Genomic DNA, 17,998 nt, shown 5'->3' with positions numbered 1-17,998 from the left:
ACACTCAGAGAAACGCCAAACGATGCGGAAGTGATTTCACATCAGCTCATGTTGCGTGCAGGAATGATTCGTAAATTGGCATCAGGTTTGTACACGTGGTTGCCAATGGGTGTACGTGTGCTGAACAAGGTTGAGGCGATCATTCGTGAAGAAATGAATGCTTCGGGTGCGCTCGAAGTCTTTATGCCAGTGACACAGCCTGCAAGTCTATGGCAAGAGTCAGGTCGCTATGTGCAATATGGTCCTGAATTACTACGTATCCAAGATCGTCATAAAAATCCATTCGTGCTTGGTCCTACACACGAAGAAGTGATCACTGATCTTGCTCGTAATGAACTAAAAAGTTATAAACAATTACCGCTGAATTTTTATCAGATTCAAACCAAATTCCGTGATGAAATTCGCCCACGTTTTGGGGTGATGCGCTCTCGTGAGTTCATCATGAAAGATGCGTATTCTTTCCATAACGACCAAGCGTCATTACAGAAGACTTACGATTTGATGTATCAAACCTACAGCAATATTTTCACTCGCTTAGGTTTGGACTTCCGCCCTGTGCAAGCTGATACAGGCTCAATCGGTGGTTCAGCTTCGCACGAATTTCATGTCTTGGCGAATAGTGGTGAAGATGATGTAGTGTTCTCTACTGAATCAGATTTTGCTGCCAATGTCGAAAAAGCCGAAGCGATCTTGGTCGGTGAACGTGCTGCGCCAACTCAAGATTTACAAGTCATTGATACACCGAATACCAAAACCATTGAAGCACTCTGTGAACTGCTCAATATTGATGTAAAGCAGACACTAAAAGCTGTTCTTGTACAAGGCACAGTTCTTGAAGAGCAGGCCGATGAACACGGTAATTCACCGCTCGTTGCTGTATTCCTACGTGGCGATCATGAGCTCAATGAAATCAAAGCTGAAAATCATCCATTGATTGCCAGTCCACTGACTTTCGCCACTGAAGAGCAATTAAAATCCGTTGGCTTACCTGCAGGCTCAGTGGGTCCTCAAGGTTTAGTAGAAAAAGGAATTACCGTATTGGTTGATCGTGCAGCATCGGTTTTATCTGACTTTGTTACAGGTGCGAACATCGCCGATCAACACGTACAAGGTACAAACTGGGAACGTGATGCGACATATAGCGAAGTTGCAGACTTGCGTAATGTGGTCGATGGCGACCCTTCTCCAGATGGTAAGGGCGTGCTACAAATCCGCCGTGGCATCGAAGTCGGACACATCTTCCAACTCGGTCAAAAATACTCAGAAGCATTGGGCTGTAAAGTGCTCGGCGAAGATGGAAAACCGCAAACAGTTACGATGGGTTGCTATGGTATTGGCGTGACGCGTGTGGTTGCAGCGGCGATTGAACAGAATCACGATGAAAAAGGTATCATTTGGCCAAAAGCACTTGCGCCGTTTGATATCGCCGTTGTGCCGATGAATGCACATAAATCTCCTCGCACTGTGGAAGCTGCTGAATCACTCTATCAAGAGCTTCAAGCTTTGGGCTTTGATGTATTACTTGATGATCGTAATGAGCGTCCAGGTGTGAAGTTCTCTGATCTTGAATTGACTGGTATTCCGCATCGTATCGTGATTGGTGAAAAAGGCTTAGATGCAGGCACTTTTGAATATAAAGGTCGTCGTGATAGTGAGTCGCAAGATTTAAGCAAAGTGGCGTTGCTTGCATTGCTTAAAGGCTAATAACAATTATTTGAAAATTTTAAATAAGCCGATCATCATTGATCGGTTTTTAATATTACAACCTGAATATTATTAAAATTAGAACTCAACAAAAGTGCTTTTAAGAGTGCTTTTAAAAACACCAAAAATATAGTATTATCACAATAATGTGAAGGGGGATTCCAATGAATGCTAAATATTTATCAAACTGGAAAGACCGAATTAAAAATGCCCTGACCGTTGCTTTTTTAGCTTTAGAGAAGATGCGGAATAGAGCACCTTATCCCTATTTTCTTAAAAGTTTTACATTTAGAGCTGAGTTGTTAAGACATATTCTATTAATCAAATTACTTCGACAATTGACTAAATGCTTTAAACTTTTTGAGGAAAAGCAAAATAAACAAATACATGCCTATCTAAAAAAAGAAATCTTAATTTTTCAAAAAATTAGACCGTCAATACACTCTGTAACCATTGCGCCAATTTTATTTTCTATCAATTATTCAGAGGCTTAATTATGACTCAATTAATTCATGCACGAATGACTGCAAGTATTACTGAACTGAAAAAAAGTCCGATGGATACTGTTTTGGCAGGTAATGGTGAAGCTGTTGCGATTCTCAACCGCAATACACCTGCTTTTTATTGTATTCCTGCCGATCTTTATGAAGCTATGTTAGAGCAACTTGAAGATTTGGAGCTTAATCAAATTGCAGATGCTCGTGCGAAACAAAAGCGCATTCGAGTAAATATTGATGAATTATAAATTAGAATTTTTAGAACAAGCGTTCGATGAATGGCAAAAACTGAATCCCAGCATCAAGCAACAGTTTAAAAAGAAACTGACAAAATTGTTGGATAACCCTCGTATACCCAAGAACAAATTATCTGGTCATCCAAATCGCTATAAGATAAAACTTCGTAGCATTGGCTATCGTTTGGTTTATGAAGTGGTTGATAATGAAATTATCGTACTGGTTATTGTTATTGGAAAACGCAAAAATAATGCGATCTATCGTTCAGCAGATTATAGAAGCTCGTAATATTAAACATCATTCATTGCGATAAGTCTTATTCAATACAGTACATTTTCAATACAGCGTTTTATTTCTAAGATCATGGTCTTGTCATATTCCATTGGCACAGTGAATCACAATCACAACAACGCAGTTTGCAATAGAACAAAACATGACAATACAACTTACTCATTCAAAACGATTTAACGCATCTCGTCGCAACCGATTTAGTATGGTGCTCGGTGCGCTACTTTGTGCACAGCTTTTTTTTAACAGCATGTGAAGATGATGACGAAAAACAAGTGACTTCTTCAGATCGTCTGATCATCCTTGCACATCGTGGTGCCATTCGAATATACTTGCTTTGTCACAGCTTAAAATTTCTATAAAATGCCAAGCACCCTGTTTGGCATTTTGCATTGGTTAAATCATTCGATAAAAATCTTAAAATACAAAACTCAGCAATCCTCGCTAAAAATCTATCAATCGATCTGTTATATTGGTTTTATTATTAATTTGAAAACATTGCGTTATGGACTTAGCGATTAACCACACTCTCGCCATTATCATTATTACTGTGATCATTTCCTTGCTTGCGTTTAATCAGCCTCGCGTCATGAATCGTCTGATTTTTTGGGGACCTGCGGTAGGTAAAGGACAATTTGACCGTTTAATTACCTATGGTTTTGTCCATGCCGATGGGTTTCATCTGTTATTTAACATGATTACGCTGTTTTTCTTTGGGCGAGTGCTTGAGCAATTTTATCGTCAATATGCCTTTGACATGGGCTTTGCATTGTTCTATCTCGGCGGTTTGATCGTGTCGATTTTGCCAAGTTATTTAAAACATAAAAATGATGTCAATTATTTTAGTTTGGGTGCAACGGGTGCGGTTTCAGCGATTCTTTTTGCCTTTATCTTATTTCAGCCGTGGAATTTGATTTTCGTATTTTTTATTCCTGTGCCTGCGATTATTTTTGCGATTCTATATGTTGCGTATAGCTTTTGGGCTGAGCGACGTGGTAACAATGGCATCAATCATAGTGCGCATCTTTGGGGTGCAGCTTATGGAATTATTTGTACGCTGATTTTAGAACCTCGTATTCTTGGGTTATTCGTGCAACGCCTATTAAACCCTAGTTTTTTCTAAATTCACAACTTAAATAAACATTGATTGATTAAGGAATAATTCATGCAAAGCCTCGTCCTCGATACTGAAACACATTCATTAAACGGCTTGCCGATCGAAGTCGCTTATGTGCCTGTACAGCTTGATTCGTCAGGAATACAGGTCTTTGAAGATCAGATCTATGATGAATATTTCAGCCTTGACGATGGCACGTCGATTCATTTGGCTTCGATGGCAGTGCATCATATTTTGCCTAATGATTTGATGGGTAAACCGAATTATCGTGAGTTCCGTTTACCTGAAGATACCATCTATATGATCGGGCATAATATCGACTATGACGTGTCTGCGGTGGCACGTTGTGGACAATCGGTAAAACATATCAAGCCGATCTGTACTTTAGCTTTGGCACGTTTCCTTTGGCCTGAGCTTGAAAGCCGTTCTTTAAGCACTTTGAGTTATTTTATCTCTGATGATTTAGAAGCAACACGTCAGCAATTACGCAATGCCCACAATGCCAAAACCGATGTCTTACTCACCACTGAACTACTGAAACGTATCGTGGCTGAGCTGAAAATCACTGACATGGAACAGCTCTATCAACAATCACAAATCGCACGTTTACCACAGTTTATGCCTTTTGGAAAATACAAAGGCACTGCACTCAAAGAAGTCCCGCTCGATTATGTGCAATGGTTATTGCGTCAGCAAGATATTGATCCGTATCTACGTAAAGCTTTAGAACAAATTTTTTAATAATCGTTGAACCCTGTAAAATAACAGCATAAGTATTGTCAAGGAGCGCAAAGATGCAATTTCGAATCGAAGCCATAGAAGTTGGCAATGCCCTACAAAACTATATTTGGATGCTCATCGACACCCATCACCATCAAGCTGTGGCAATCGACCCAACCCAAGCCGATTTAGTCTTAGATTATTGCGTAAAATATAATTTAGAACTTGCGCAGATTTGGATCACTCATAAACACAATGATCACATCGCAGGTCTACCTGAGCTAAAAGCCAAAACCAATGCGATTGTGTATGCACCCTTGGCGGAAAAAGAAGCGATTGGACAAGCAGATCATTGGCTTGAAGATGAAGCTGTCATTACATTTTCAGAGCTAAAAGTAGATGTCTTTAGCTCCGCAGGTCATACACTCGGATTGATCACCTATTTTATTGACGAGTTAGATGCGCTGTTTTGTAGCGACACCTTATTTTCACTGGGTTGTGGACGATTATTTGAAGGCACTTATGAACAAATGTATCATTCTTTAAATCGGTTAGCTGCCCTGCCACCACGCACGCTCGTCTATTGCACACATGAATATACCGAAAGTAATGGCAAATTTGCCATTACCATTGAACCTGAAAATATCGCCCTACAACAGCGCTATGCCGAAGTGAAAGCCTTGCGTGCTGAGGGGAAAATCACACTACCCTCGACGATTGAACTAGAGCTTGAAACCAATCCATTCCTGCGCTGTCAAAGTGTCGAAGAATTCAAAAAAATACGCCAATTAAAAGACCAATTTTAACGAATAGGCTTGACTTAACCCTAAGCTTTCTTCAAAATATGCCACTTGTTTACGGGCTGGTATTGCAGTATTGTCAAATGCACAATACACACGCATCAGGCCCGCCCCAAACTAACTAATTCAAGGAGTGCACGAGTGGCAAACTCTGCTCAAGCTAAAAAACGTGCTCGTCAAAATTTGAAAGCACGTAAACACAACGCAAGCTTGCGTTCTATGGTTCGTACTTATATCAAACGTGTAATCGCTGCGATTGCTGCTGGTGAACACGCTGCTGCTGCTGAAGCTTATAAAGCAGCTGTACCAGTGATCGACCGTATGGCTGATAAAGGCATCATCCATAAAAACAAAGCAGCTCGACATAAGAGCCGTTTGAATGCTCAAGTTAAAGCTTTGGCTGCTAACTAAGCATCTATAACTTCAATCGAAGTTATTTAATAAAAAAAGCCCATTTGGGCTTTTTTTAGCGCTATCCTTTTTAAAATTTAGCACTTTGAAAGCCTAAAGTGCTTTAGCTTAACTTGGGAGTTTACACTCAGCAATACAACGTACTTATTTCACTTTAAGAATTTATCAATAATAATTAAGCTTCAGTAAACTAGGAAAATATTCCATGTCACAAATCAAAATTTACGGTTTGGCAAGCACGCTACAAACACATAAAGCCAAACTCTCCGATGCGATTCATCAAGCGCTTGTCACTGCACTACAATATCCTGTAGAAAAGAAATTTCAGCGTTTCTTTGCCCTTGAGCGAGCAGATTTTATTTTTCCTGATGATCGTAGCAATGACTATCTTATCATCGAAATTTTGATGTTTGAGGGTCGCTCAACATCTGCAAAAAAATTACTGATTCAAACACTTTTTCAAAATATACAAAATCAATGTAATATCTCAACGCAAGATATTGAAATTACCATTATCGAAATACCAAAAGAGAATTGGGGAATTCGTGGACAGTTTGGTGATGAACTGGCTTTAAACTATAAAGTTGACGTGTAAAAGTCGAATACGCTTTCACTAATATTTTGTGTTTTAACTATTTTTCTAACTGTACTTTTAAATATTAGCTTTTAAATCACGAATGGCAACTTGATGTCGCTCGCCTCGCCACACCCAATTGAGCTGTGATGCTTCAAAGCTTGAGGTATTGTCAAACCAAACAAATACCCCTTCCATCATCTCAGGCCAATCCTTTTTCTGTACTTGGAAATGCCCTGAAATCACCGCAATAAATGCGGCTAATATCGTGTCGTGGCTGACGGCTAAGCTTAATGCACAGTGCTTCTGCGTAGGATTCGATTCACATTGGATCAGATGTGAATGAAAAAGCACTTCTAACACATCCAGAACACCACGAATCGGATGCTTCATTCCCGGTAATGTATTTTTGACAAAGCTATCAATGAAGCTCACCGCTCCTTTTTTACGGAAATGCGGTACAGCCAAATCAATGTCCACGACAAAACTACCAGGTTCGACCAGTAAAGATTCTTCAAATATTTCAATCTGATGAGTATTGTCTGAAAAGTGTCGATCTGCCCCTGCGATCATCAGCGTTGCTGTATCAATACAACGCTGTATCGGGCTACTGATACAGTTCACAATCTGACGCTGTGTTTGCTGGCTGAGATACTCACCCCACGCTTCTGCTAGCTCACGTCCTTCATCAGTGAGTTGTAGGTCATAACCCGCCAAGCCCTGCCCATTAACCAACTCACGGATCGAATGCCGTGTAAATAAAACAATTGGTGTGTCATGATCAGGCAATAATTCAACTGCACTAAACATACTTTTGGGTAAGGCGTGAAGTGTGTCCAACTGCCCCTCATAACGCTAAAACTAAAAAATGGATCGATGACTATATCATGATTCACATTATATCGTGTGCGTTTCATGTTTTATCCTTTTACTGAATATTCTATTAAATGACAAAAGCCAGTACGAATGTACTGGCTGTATGACAAATCACCCTAAGATGAATTTGCGTTTTAAATCGTTTCAAGCACCTGATTTAAAGTTGCACTAGGACGCATTACAGCTTTGGTTTTTTCAGGGTCAATCGCATAATAACCACCGATATCTGCATGCTTGCCCTGCACTTCGGCAAGTTCAGCTACAATTTTCTCTTCATTCTCAGCCAAGGCTTTTGCAAGTGGCGTAAATGTTGATTTGAGCTCTGCATCGTCATCTTGCGCTGCCAACGCTTCCGCCCAATATTTTGCGAGATAATAATGACTTCCACGGTTGTCAAGCTCACCTGTACGACGTGACGGCGATTTCTCATGATCAAGCAATAATCCCGTTGCATCATCTAATGTCTTAGCAAGTATGGTGGCTTTGGCATTGTCTTCTTTCATGCCCAACTCTTCCAGTGATACCGCAAGTGCTAAGAACTCACCCAAAGAATCCCAACGTAAGTGATTTTCTTCAACCAATTGCTGTACATGCTTCGGCGCAGATCCGCCCGCACCTGTTTCGTACATGCCACCACCTGCCATTAACGGCACAATAGATAGCATCTTCGCAGAAGTACCGAGCTCCATGATCGGGAACAAATCAGTGAGGTAATCACGCAAAATATTACCTGTTACAGAAATCGTATCTGCGCCACGAGCCACACGCTCGAGCGTATAACGCATGGCACGTACTTGCGACATGATCTGAATATCCAGCCCTTCCGTATCGTGTTCTTTTAGATAATTTTGGACTTTCTTAATCAATTCATTTTCATGCGGACGATAAGGATCAAGCCAGAAAATCGCAGGCATGCCTGAGTTGCGTGCACGATTTACCGCAAGTTTTACCCAGTCACGAATCGGCGCATCTTTGACTTGACACATGCGCCAAATATCGCCTTGCTCAACATTTTGAGAAAGTAATACTTCACCAGTGTCTAGGTCAGTAATATTTGCCACACCTGCTTGCGGCATCTCAAACGTCTTGTCGTGAGAGCCGTATTCTTCGGCTTTTTGTGCCATTAACCCGACGTTTGGTACTGTACCCATTGTGCGTGGATCGAAGTTGCCATTCCACTTACAGAAGTTGATCATCTCTTGATAGATACGTGCAAAAGTCGATTCAGGCATGACCGCTTTACAATCATACTGCTTACCATCGGCACCCCACATCTTACCGCCACCACGAATCATCGCAGGCATTGACGCATCGACGATGACATCATTTGGCGAGTGGAAGTTGGTAATACCTTTTGCAGAATCAACCATTGCCAATGCAGGACGATGCTCCTGACACGCATGGAGATCTTCAATAATTTCTTCACGTAAAGAAGTTGGTAAAGTTTCAATCTTCTCGTATAGCCCAGCCATACCATTGTTGACGTTGATACCAAGTTGATCGAACAACTTACCGTGTTTTTCAAAGGCTTCTTTATAGTAAATCTTGACACAGTGACCGAAGACAATCGGGTGTGACACTTTCATCATGGTTGCTTTAACGTGCAGAGAAAACAAAATCCCTGCTTGACGACAATCTTCGAGTTCTTCTTCGTAAAATTCACAAAGTGCTTTTTTACTCATAAACATCGAGTCAATCACTTCACCGTCTTGTAATGCTACTTTTGGTTTTAGGACGATATTTTCACCATTGGCGGTGATCAATTCCATTTTGACATGACGAGCACGGTCTAAAGTCATCGACTTTTCACCATGATAAAAATCACCTTCATCCATATGCGATACATGTGTTTGTGACCATTGCTTCCACTCGCCCATGGAATGTGGATGTTTTTTTGCATAATTTTTGACGGCAGTTGGCGCACGGCGATCTGAGTTCCCTTCACGTAACACTGGATTGACCGCAGAACCTAGACACTTACCATATTTCGCACGAATGGTTTTTTCTTCTTCAGTCGTTGGATTGTCTGGAAAATCAGGTAGTGCAAAACCTTTGGACTGAAGCTCTTTGATACATGCCTTGAGCTGTGATACAGAGGCGCTGATATTCGGCAACTTGATAATATTCGTTTCAGGGTCTTGAGTCAGACGACCAAGTTCTGCAAGATTGTCTGAAACTTTTTGTTCGTCTGTTAAAACGTCAGCGAATTCTGCCAATACACGTGCGGATACAGAAATATCACTTTTTACAATATCTACACCAGCAGGTTTGGTAAAGGTTTCAATGATTGGCAACAACGAGTATGTCGCCAGTAGCGGTGCCTCATCAGTTAATGTATAAATGATTGTTGACTTTCCACTGGACATATATAGCTCCTTTTTACTGGTATGTAATTAAGTCTGTAATACGTAGCATCAAGCTTGTGGCTCGGCTACATTTCGAATCAATATTTCTTGCACTTTTTTAAGCGTGTAAAGTATGCGTTGAGCGGTGTATTGCAGTCAATGCGATATGCGCTTTTTAGGTGAATAGTGTATATAAATCTGAGTGATGTTGCCTATTAGACCAATGGGCTAGATCATATTTCAACTGGATGTACAACAAATATGTCATGAATATTTTGTTACTTAAAGGACTTCAACACTTGCCACTTTTATACAGCTAAATTAACCTGATGATCTAAGAGATTGGGAGGTTAAGCAACTTTAAAATTTATGGTAACTTCCAAAATCACTATCTAAATAGTGTCGATCGTAATTTTGAAATCTAATAGCCTAAAGTAGAAAAGTAAAATGATAGAAAATAACTCAGAACTTATTAGGTTCAATCACAACTCAGTGAGCCTTTGTAATTTGCTTCAAAATATCGCAAATGAAACTTGGGAAAGAATCGGATTCGCTAGAACTAGAAAGGGTTTAAAAATATTCGAAACAACAATTACGCAAAATATTCTTTATGAATTCCACAAATATTGTGACCAAAATCCACACACGCCGATCAGAATGTTTGAGGCAATTAATGAGCCTCTTAATGGAAATGATATTGAACTAATAATTCAAACTAGCGGAGGATACGTTATAGCCCCTCTACAAGCTAAAATTATTTATAAAACTGACAATTACCCAGCAATGGATCATGGAAATCAAATCAATGACTTAATTACATACGCCAAAAATGTTGGAGGAGTTCCTTTATATCTGCTTTACAATCATTATTTAGATACATTTACTCATAATGGAAATTTATGTGGAATCAAGTTTTCAAAAGAACAATACGGTTGCTCCTTGGTAAGTGCATATTATCTACTAAACAAGTTTGCATTTAACAGATTTGATAAGAGTGGAAATCCCAAATGGACTATTCCAAACTTTATAGAATTGCATCCTGATATTGCAGTTCCTTGGTTTGTACTCGGATGTTGTAGATTTTCAAAAGCAAATACAGATTCAACTGTAAATTTGATCAACAATACGAAAGTTCATTCAGTCAGCTTAAAACACGAAATTCATACATATCAATATGAAGACTTAAATCTCGAACAAAATTGGAAGCCTTTAAATACAACAAGATTAAACTTAGAAAATGATCTCTCTAAAGAGAATAATTCTCAATACTTACCAAAATACCGAATTATTCTTTCTTTAAATGAAGAATAGAACTGCTAGGGTTTATCGTTTATTAATTAAAGTATTTACAAAACCTGAAATTACAGTCCAATCCCTCACATCACGCAAAGCAATAAACTGTCCATTCAGTAAACTTGTGCGCTGATTATAACGAAATGGTCGATGACTCAGATCAAACACTTCTCCACCAATGCTTTGTAACAAGCCTTGCCCTGCCGAAGTATCCCATTCACTGGTCGGATGAAAGCGTGGATAAAGATCAATTTCCCCTTCGATCATCATGCAAAACTTATACGCACTGCCAGCACTCACTTTGTGATAACTGATATTTTGCGATGTTAAATGCTCTAAAAATTCCTGATAGCGAGAACTGCGCTCAGGACGACGGCTCATGGCAATACGAAGTGATTTGTCAGTTTTTAAATCATTTTGCTTTATGTCATTTTTGTTTAAGTCATGTTGAAATTGAAAAAGTTCAATCTGACCTTGTGCATTCCATTGATAACGATATGGCAATTGTCTTTCTTGTTGATGCTTTTCAACAATGCTATTTTCAACAATATAGAGCTTCGACATCAGCGGTACTGCGATCGCAGAAATGACCGATTCACCATTTTTAATCAAACTCAGATTAATGGTAAATTCACCAGTTTGATCAATAAATTCTTTTGTCCCATCCAGCGGATCAAGCATCCAAAAGCGTTGCCATTGATGACGCTCATGATGCTCACCTTCTTCGGATAATAGTGGCAATTTCGGTGTGAGTTCCGCCAAAGCCTGACTGATAAAACGATGTGCTTTCAGGTCGGCTTGCGTCACAGGTGAATTATCCGATTTGCGTTCAATTTGAAATTGTCCACCACGTTGATAACGCTCATATTCCGCCACAATGATGGCACTTGCCTGCTGTAAAATACGGCTCAACTGTTGCAAATTCTGTGGCATCTGCTCTAATGCAGCTTTAGCAAACATACGCACCTCTCGATTTATCCATGACTACTGTAGCAAATCATTCAGCGCAAATCTCAAAACCGATCATCTTTTTTGATATGGATGGCACATTGTTGGATTTGGCATTTGATACCTATATATGGATGCAACTGGTGCCTGAGCGTTGGGCGGTTGAACATCACGCCTCGCTTGCGCAGGCAAAATCACAGCTTTATCAATATTATGTGCAATATCAAGGCAGTCTAAGTTGGTATTCATCCAAGTTTTGGCGACAGCATATCGGTGTCGATGCCTTTGCTGTACAGCAAGAAAATCGTCATCTCATTGCACCACGATTCGACTGTTTTGAACTGCTGGATGCACTACAAAATCTCGGCATAGAATGCTGGATTGTCAGTAATGCTGATCAAGTTACGCTCGATTTAAAACTTGAAAATGTGCCGATTCGCCCTTATTTCAAACAGGTGATTAGCAGTGAGTCGATTGGCTACGCCAAAGAAGATCAACGCTTTTGGCAGACCTTGCAACAGCGTTATCCATTTGATGTGTCGCAAGTAACCTTTATTGATGATAATTATGCAGTGCTCGATAGCGCAAAACAGTTTGGTATTGCACAGCTATTCAGTATTAGCGAGCCTGATTCGAGTACCACAAGAACGGAATTAAATCCGAATTATATGCATCTTGAACAGCTTACAGATTTGCTGAATTATTTAGATGATGATAAATCTAGCAACATATACGGTACATAATCGTTTAAACGATCATTTCAACACAAGGCATTTCAATCTAAGCACACATGAGTAAAAGCAACAGTAAAGAAATCGGTCGTGAAAATAGCGCATCCATTCAGACCGAATCCATGCGCATCGACAAATGGCTTTGGGCTGCACGATTCTTTAAAACCCGCTCACTTGCCAAAGCCGCCATAGAAGGTGGCAAGGTGCATCACGATGGCGATCGGGTCAAAGTCTCTAAAGAAGTCCGCATCGGCATGGAGCTGACCATTCAGCAAGGTTTCGACAAGAAAACCGTGCAAATTAAAGCCCTGTCTGCACAACGTGGCGGTGCACCGCAAGCACAGTTGCTCTATGATGAAACGGAAATGAGCGTAGCACGCCGTGAGTTACTGAGCTCACAGCGCAAATTGCACAATTTAGCTCGTCCTGAACATCGTCCAAGTAAGAAAGATCGCAGGCAAATCCATAAATTTAAAGAGAAAAACAATCAAGATTCGGTTGTGGATTGGCACAATGATGATGCTTATTAATGGTTAATTTTTAATGGAAATAATGATGAAAAATTACTAAAAATATTTAGGACAAGCGAGGATAAAAACAGGCGACAAAATACGACGTTTTGTATGAAATCGACACTCGATTTATCACTAAAATTCTGCCATGATACTGCCAACCAACGATCATTCGTTTTAGATAACTGTCATTAATTTTAAATAATTGACATTAAAATAATGATCTTGCGACGCAGACAAGGCATCCACTTTGGTTAAAAAGTTACAGTTCACAATATTGAGGTTATGAGATGGATGAGAATAAATCAAAAGCATTAGGCGCAGCACTAAGCCAGATTGAAAAGCAATTTGGTAAAAATACTGTGATGCGTTTGGGTGATAACACGGTACAAGCGGTCGAAGCGGTATCGACTGGCTCACTCACATTAGATATCGCTTTGGGTATTGGTGGTCTGCCGAAAGGTCGTATTATTGAGATTTATGGTCCTGAATCTTCAGGTAAAACCACGATGACTTTGCAAGCGATTGCAGAATGTCAAAAGAAAGGTGGCACTTGCGCATTCGTCGATGCAGAACATGCACTCGATCCTGAATATGCAAAAAAACTTGGCGTAGATATTGATAATCTCTTGGTTTCACAGCCTGACAATGGCGAGCAAGCACTTGAAATCGCTGATATGCTGGTGCGCTCTGGTGCGATCGACTTGATCGTTATCGACTCCGTTGCAGCATTGACACCAAAAGCCGAAATCGAAGGTGAAATGGGTGATTCACACATGGGCTTACAAGCTCGTTTGATGAGCCAAGCTCTACGTAAAATCACAGGTAATGCCAAACGCTCAAACTGTATGGTGATTTTCATTAACCAAATCCGTATGAAGATCGGCGTGATGTTCGGTAGCCCTGAAACCACAACTGGTGGTAATGCGCTGAAATTTTATGCTTCTGTACGTTTGGATATTCGTCGTATTGGTCAGGTCAAAGAAGGTGATGAGATCATTGGTAATGAAACCAAAGTCAAAGTCGTGAAGAATAAAATGGCGCCTCCATTTAAAGAAGCCATTTTCCAAATTCTGTACGGAAAAGGCACCAATATGCTTGGCGAAGTGATCGACCTTGCTGTGGCGCAAGACATCGTGCAAAAAGCAGGTGCATGGTACTCTTATCAAGGCGATAAGATCGGACAAGGTAAAAACAATACCATTCGCTATCTTGAAGAAAACCCACAAATCGCTGAGCAAATCGAAGGCATTATTCGTGAGCGTATGTTGGCAAAAGTGCCTGCTGTACCTGCACAACAAGCTGAAACTGAAGAAGATGCTGCTTTTGATTTAGAGCAATAAGTCTTTCTCTGTTTCAAATAAACATTTGAAAATAAAAATCCATGTCATCGTACATGGATTTTTTACATTAGACACTTAAACCCAGTTATCATAGAACAACTGTTCCTATTTGTAGAATAAAATGAACATCTCAAAATATATTCCGCTGATCGTACTCAGTTGTACTCTGTCTAGTGCGACCACTTTTGCAAAAACTTCACTCATCCAATCCTCACAAAATGATCAAAAGCAATGGGTTGGTCAAGTAGCACCGAGCTATAAACTCCAAGATCAAAATGGCAAATGGCATCAAAGCAAAGACACTCGTGGCAAATGGACGGTGCTGTATTTCTACCCAAAAGACAACACACCAGGGTGTACCGAAGAAGCCAAACAATTTAAAAACCTCTATCCTCAATTTCTAAAAGCCAATGCTGTAGTCATGGGTGTCAGTCTTGATGATGTGAAATCTCATCAGGCTTTTTCTGAAAAACTTGGATTGCCCTTCCCGATCTTAGCCGATCATCAACATCAACTTGCTGAGCAGTTTGGTATCGTCCGAAACTTTGGCATTACCAAAGTGGCAAAACGTGAAAGTTTCTTAATTGATACGCAAGGCACGATCGTCTATCACTACACGAGTGTAAACTCACAAACTCATGCAAAGCAAGTCTTAGATGACATTTTAAAATTTCAGAAGAAAAAATAAGTCGTAAAACACGCATCAAAAAGCCAGCAATTAGCTGGCTCTTTTATTCAAGTGATTTTTAAGTCAGAAAATTACATTTGCGATTGGATATAATTCTGCAAACCGATTTTCTCAATCAATCTCAATTGCTTCTCTAACCAATAAGTATGATCTTCTTCGGTATCAGACATCTGCTGACGAAGCATATCACGTGTTACGAAGTCACCTTTTTCTTCGCAAAGCTTTACGCCTTTCGCCAATTTCTCACGTACTTCATATTCCAGTGCAAGATCAGCTTTCAGACAGCTCACCACATCATCACCGACGTTGATGTCATGACGATCCATATTTGGCGTGCCTTCGAGGAACAATACACGGCGAATAATCGCATCAGCGTGAGTCGCTTCTTCTTCCATCTCGTGATTGATACGCTCAAAGATTTTGCTCAAGCCCCAATCTTCATACATACGAGAATGGATTAAATATTGATCACGAGCAGCAAGCTCACCGCCAATCAGCATATTTAAATAGTCAATGACTTCAGGATTACCTTGCATAACTCACCTCCAAACTTTTCTCCATTATGAATGATTATAAATTTAAATCAAGCCCAGTATCATCATAAGTATTTGATTTTAAATAATTAATAATGATAAACAAACGCATTTACACTTCATCTTGAAATTATTAAACGTAGAGCAATTCTTCATGTTGTTGAATTTTTGGTCATAATTTTTATAAACTATTATCAATAATTATTAGGTGTACTAAAAAATCATCATTGCCGTATTTATTCTTTTTTGTAAATTTGAATAAAAAAAATCGTGCCTGTGTTTGCAGGCACGACGTGATGAAAACCGTCAATGCGTAAAATCGTTATTTTTATAGCTAAAGCAAACGTCAGACCATTAAAGACCGAGTTTTGCTTTCCATTTATCAAGTAAAGCCACTGTATCCAAATCATTCGGGTGGAAGCGTGGGCGGAAGTATGCCAACATCTCACCTGCTAAACCTGTGATGATGCCTTTTGATGGGCTATAGGCATATTTATAGATCATTGTTAATTCTCTGAGATTCAGTTTCTTATCTGCTTTAAGTAGGCGCAAAGTAAACTGTGCTTGAGTGACTAAAATCATGCTCATCGCAATTACTAAGGCAACTGAGCGTAAGCCATATGACTTAATCCCTGTACCGAAGATACCTTGATACACATCATAAGCCACCTCTTTATGCTCATTTTCCTCGACTGCATGCCACATCCACATATAGCGCATAGTGTCATCTTTCATGAGTTCTTGAATATGTGGATTGGTCAATAGCTCCGACGCAATCGTTGCAGTGAAATGCTCAAGTGCAGTCGTTGCAGTGAGGTCAATCATCTCTTGCGTATAACCAAAAGGTTTCATGGCTTTGGCAAAAAGCTTACGACCAAACTGAATCACGCTATCAGTATTTTTCTCAAGTGTTGCCACATCATGACCAAACTTTTGCGCAGATGCGTTAAAGCCAACATGCTCATGAGTGTGCATTGCCTCTTGACCGATAAATGCACTGATTTCTTTTTGCAATTCTTTATTATCTTTGATAGCTGGGTGATAGCGGACTGCACGTACACTGTCGATGAACAGTTGCTCGCCCGCAGGGAACAACGCAGATAATGCAGTCATGAAGTGCGTCAAACCCGCAGACTCATTCATCCAATATTCTGGTACGTCGTCAAAGTTGAAGTTCATACGACGAACTGGGAATGACGCATCTGGGCGATTAGAGATTTGTACTTTTGCATTCATTTTTTCATCTCCACGAAATCGATAAAATTTGAAAATTGATGTCAATATTTCCGATTGTTAAATTTATTTTAGGAAATTCAATAATTATTGAGGAGTGTTATACAGGACAGAATAATATCAGATGGGGACAATCATGCACTTTTTTGCACAACCTACTAGAATTATTATTTCTACATAAAAAAAGCGCCCATTGGGCGCTTTTTTTAGATCACAGCAGTGACTTATGCAGTTACTTTCGCAACAACACCAGCACCTACTGTACGACCGCCTTCACGGATCGCAAAACGTAGACCTGGATCCATCGCAATCGGGTGGATCAATTCTACTGACATTTCTACGTTGTCACCTGGCATTACCATTTCAACGCCTTCTTTCAACTGGATCGCACCAGTGACGTCAGTTGTACGGAAATAGAATTGTGGACGGTAACCGTTAAGGAATGGAGTGTGACGACCACCTTCTTCTTTAGAAAGTACATATACTTCCGCATCGAATTTAGTGTGTGGCTTGATCGCGCCTGGCTTAGCCAATACTTGACCACGTTGTACGTCTTCACGTTTAGTACCACGTAGAAGTACACCACAGTTCTCGCCTGCACGACCTTCGTCAAGCAATTTACGGAACATTTCTACGCCAGTTACTGTTGTTGTCACTGTATCTTTGATACCAACGATTTCAACTTCTTCACCCACTTTAACGATACCAGATTCAACACGGCCTGTTACTACTGTACCACGACCAGAAATTGAGAATACATCTTCAATTGGCATCAAGAATGCTTTGTCGATTGCACGCTCCGGCTCTGGGATATAAGAGTCAAGTGCTTCAACCAATGCTAGTACAGCTGATTCGCCGTATTGACCAGCATCACCTTCAAGTGCTTTAAGCGCTGAACCACGGATGATTGGTGTGTCATCGCCTGGGAAGTCATAAGTAGAAAGAAGTTCACGTACTTCCATTTCTACTAATTCAAGCAATTCTTCATCATCAACAAGGTCACACTTGTTCAAGAATACAAGAATGTACGGTACACCAACCTGACGAGAAAGTAGGATGTGTTCACGTGTTTGTGGCATTGGACCATCAGTCGCAGCACATACAAGAATCGCACCGTCCATCTGAGCAGCACCAGTAATCATGTTTTT

General features: G+C 40.1%; 20 protein-coding genes. 14 read left to right on the top strand and 6 right to left on the bottom strand.

Going from position 1 to position 17,998, the window contains the following annotated elements; translation table 11 throughout:
• From ACE3PQ_RS03180 to ACE3PQ_RS03140, 9 genes are all read left to right on the top strand, one after another.
• The coding region (locus tag ACE3PQ_RS03180; protein WP_374295168.1) for a proline--tRNA ligase at positions 1-1,704 on the top strand (1,704 nt) is incomplete at its 5' end.
• 164 nt (positions 1,705-1,868) lie between these two features.
• The gene (locus ACE3PQ_RS03175) at positions 1,869-2,198 is read left to right on the top strand and encodes a hypothetical protein (protein WP_374295166.1); all 330 of its coding nucleotides are present in this window, start codon (positions 1,869-1,871) and stop codon (positions 2,196-2,198) included.
• A 2-nt stretch (positions 2,199-2,200) separates the two neighbouring features.
• A complete protein-coding gene (locus ACE3PQ_RS03170; protein ID WP_298891987.1) occupies positions 2,201-2,449 on the top strand; it encodes a type II toxin-antitoxin system Phd/YefM family antitoxin in 249 nt (82 codons plus the stop codon).
• Positions 2,439-2,726: a type II toxin-antitoxin system RelE/ParE family toxin gene (locus ACE3PQ_RS03165; protein ID WP_374295164.1), complete on the top strand. Its 288-nt coding sequence runs from the start codon at positions 2,439-2,441 to the stop codon at positions 2,724-2,726. The genes ACE3PQ_RS03170 and ACE3PQ_RS03165 overlap by 11 nt, the downstream gene beginning before the upstream one ends.
• Positions 2,727-3,231: 505 nt before the next feature.
• Entirely contained in the window at positions 3,232-3,849 is a 618-nt protein-coding gene (locus ACE3PQ_RS03160) for a rhomboid family intramembrane serine protease (RefSeq protein WP_374295162.1), read from the top strand.
• A gap of 42 nt (positions 3,850-3,891) precedes the next feature.
• Positions 3,892-4,584, top strand: coding sequence for a putative quorum-sensing-regulated virulence factor (locus tag ACE3PQ_RS03155; RefSeq protein WP_374295159.1), 693 nt, complete (start codon positions 3,892-3,894; stop codon positions 4,582-4,584).
• Between the two features lie 53 nt (positions 4,585-4,637).
• On the top strand, positions 4,638-5,369 hold the full coding sequence (gene gloB / locus ACE3PQ_RS03150; protein ID WP_374295157.1) for a hydroxyacylglutathione hydrolase: 732 nt from the start codon (positions 4,638-4,640) through the stop codon (positions 5,367-5,369).
• A 135-nt stretch (positions 5,370-5,504) separates the two neighbouring features.
• Positions 5,505-5,774: a 30S ribosomal protein S20 gene (gene rpsT / locus ACE3PQ_RS03145; protein WP_241571186.1), complete on the top strand. Its 270-nt coding sequence runs from the start codon at positions 5,505-5,507 to the stop codon at positions 5,772-5,774.
• A gap of 205 nt (positions 5,775-5,979) precedes the next feature.
• On the top strand, positions 5,980-6,369 hold the full coding sequence (locus ACE3PQ_RS03140; protein ID WP_374295155.1) for a tautomerase family protein: 390 nt from the start codon (positions 5,980-5,982) through the stop codon (positions 6,367-6,369).
• Between the two features lie 57 nt (positions 6,370-6,426).
• Here the strand turns inward: ACE3PQ_RS03140 and ACE3PQ_RS03135 are convergent, their stop codons facing one another.
• Both ACE3PQ_RS03135 and ACE3PQ_RS03130 read right to left on the bottom strand, forming a co-directional pair.
• Entirely contained in the window at positions 6,427-7,158 is a 732-nt protein-coding gene (locus ACE3PQ_RS03135; RefSeq protein WP_241571278.1) for a phosphoglycerate mutase family protein, read from the bottom strand.
• A gap of 200 nt (positions 7,159-7,358) precedes the next feature.
• Entirely contained in the window at positions 7,359-9,590 is a 2,232-nt protein-coding gene (locus ACE3PQ_RS03130) for an NADP-dependent isocitrate dehydrogenase (protein WP_374295153.1), read from the bottom strand.
• A gap of 426 nt (positions 9,591-10,016) precedes the next feature.
• On the opposite strand from ACE3PQ_RS03130, the gene ACE3PQ_RS03125 reads away from it, so the two are divergent.
• Positions 10,017-10,880, top strand: coding sequence for a hypothetical protein (locus ACE3PQ_RS03125; protein ID WP_241571183.1), 864 nt, complete (start codon positions 10,017-10,019; stop codon positions 10,878-10,880).
• Between the two features lie 12 nt (positions 10,881-10,892).
• Here ACE3PQ_RS03125 and ACE3PQ_RS03120 read toward each other — a convergent pair whose 3' ends face one another.
• Entirely contained in the window at positions 10,893-11,822 is a 930-nt protein-coding gene (locus ACE3PQ_RS03120) for a 3'(2'),5'-bisphosphate nucleotidase CysQ (RefSeq protein WP_374295150.1), read from the bottom strand.
• Between the two features lie 20 nt (positions 11,823-11,842).
• Between ACE3PQ_RS03120 and ACE3PQ_RS03115 the strand changes: the two genes are divergently transcribed.
• The 4 genes from ACE3PQ_RS03115 (at position 11,843) to ACE3PQ_RS03100 (ending at position 15,084) form a co-directional block, all read left to right on the top strand.
• Positions 11,843-12,553 (top strand): HAD-IA family hydrolase, encoded by a 711-nt coding sequence (locus ACE3PQ_RS03115; RefSeq protein ID WP_374295148.1) that lies wholly within the window; start codon positions 11,843-11,845, stop codon positions 12,551-12,553.
• A 47-nt stretch (positions 12,554-12,600) separates the two neighbouring features.
• A complete protein-coding gene (locus ACE3PQ_RS03110; protein WP_374295146.1) occupies positions 12,601-13,071 on the top strand; it encodes an RNA-binding S4 domain-containing protein in 471 nt (156 codons plus the stop codon).
• A 272-nt stretch (positions 13,072-13,343) separates the two neighbouring features.
• Positions 13,344-14,396 carry a recombinase RecA gene (recA, locus tag ACE3PQ_RS03105; RefSeq protein WP_241571180.1) on the top strand — a complete coding sequence of 351 codons (1,053 nt, stop codon included), beginning with the start codon at positions 13,344-13,346 and terminating at the stop codon, positions 14,394-14,396.
• A 121-nt stretch (positions 14,397-14,517) separates the two neighbouring features.
• Positions 14,518-15,084 (top strand): peroxiredoxin, encoded by a 567-nt coding sequence (locus ACE3PQ_RS03100; protein ID WP_374295144.1) that lies wholly within the window; start codon positions 14,518-14,520, stop codon positions 15,082-15,084.
• 71 nt (positions 15,085-15,155) lie between these two features.
• Here ACE3PQ_RS03100 and bfr read toward each other — a convergent pair whose 3' ends face one another.
• The 3 genes from bfr to tuf all read right to left on the bottom strand — a co-directional run.
• Positions 15,156-15,620, bottom strand: coding sequence for a bacterioferritin (gene bfr / locus ACE3PQ_RS03095; RefSeq protein ID WP_374295142.1), 465 nt, complete (start codon positions 15,618-15,620; stop codon positions 15,156-15,158).
• Positions 15,621-15,971: 351 nt separating this feature from the next.
• The gene (locus ACE3PQ_RS03090; RefSeq protein WP_374295140.1) at positions 15,972-16,853 is read right to left on the bottom strand and encodes a metal-dependent hydrolase; all 882 of its coding nucleotides are present in this window, start codon (positions 16,851-16,853) and stop codon (positions 15,972-15,974) included.
• A 221-nt stretch (positions 16,854-17,074) separates the two neighbouring features.
• Positions 17,075-17,998 (bottom strand): elongation factor Tu (gene tuf, locus ACE3PQ_RS03085; protein WP_374295138.1); only part of this gene is annotated, 924 nt, incomplete at its 5' end.

The sequence above is a fragment of the Acinetobacter sp. genome (assembly GCF_041911495.1).
Taxonomy (GTDB): Bacteria; Pseudomonadota; Gammaproteobacteria; order Pseudomonadales; family Moraxellaceae; genus Acinetobacter.
The sequence above is the reverse complement of the archived record's forward strand: the minus strand, read 5'-3'. Positions and strand labels throughout refer to the sequence as shown.